Source organism: Pseudoalteromonas sp. SR41-8 (genome assembly GCF_014163915.1).
Taxonomy (GTDB): domain Bacteria; phylum Pseudomonadota; class Gammaproteobacteria; order Enterobacterales; family Alteromonadaceae; genus Pseudoalteromonas; species Pseudoalteromonas rhizosphaerae.
This window is the reverse complement of record NZ_JACJEE010000092.1, coordinates 1-399: the sequence shown is the minus strand read 5'-3', so window position 1 is coordinate 399 and position 399 is coordinate 1. Positions and strand designations below refer to the sequence as shown.

The 399-nt window shown below is 39.1% G+C and carries 1 rRNA gene; it reads left to right on the top strand.

Going from position 1 to position 399, the window contains the following annotated elements:
• Positions 1-294: 294 nt before the first annotated feature.
• Positions 295-399 (top strand): 23S ribosomal RNA (locus H5162_RS21295); the annotation flags it as partial.

The following is a 399-nucleotide window of genomic DNA, read 5'->3' as shown; positions in this document are numbered from 1 at the left end:
AGTTTTCAAAAGTAAAAAAGAATGATAGCAGTATCATTCAGTGCCATTTAATGAACGTTTTACGTTTGTTGATTGGTATCTACTTTAGTATTCAATATTAACTTCTGGCGAAGTTAAACTGTCACTAACGTATGACTAAACTTTACTGTTTAGTATTGCGACGTGGATTTGATACTTAGGCAACGCCGCTGATATTTTTGTCGCTGGGCGCATAACGTGTTATGTAACCAAGCAAAAATAGAAAGCAAGGCAGCATAAGTAACAAAGACCAAGCAAGACCCGTTTGGGTTGTATGGTTAAGTGACTAAGCGTACACGGTGGATGCCTTGGCAGTTGGAGGCGATGAAGGACGTATTAACTTGCGATAAGCCTAGTCAAGCTAGTAAAAAGCACTTGAGA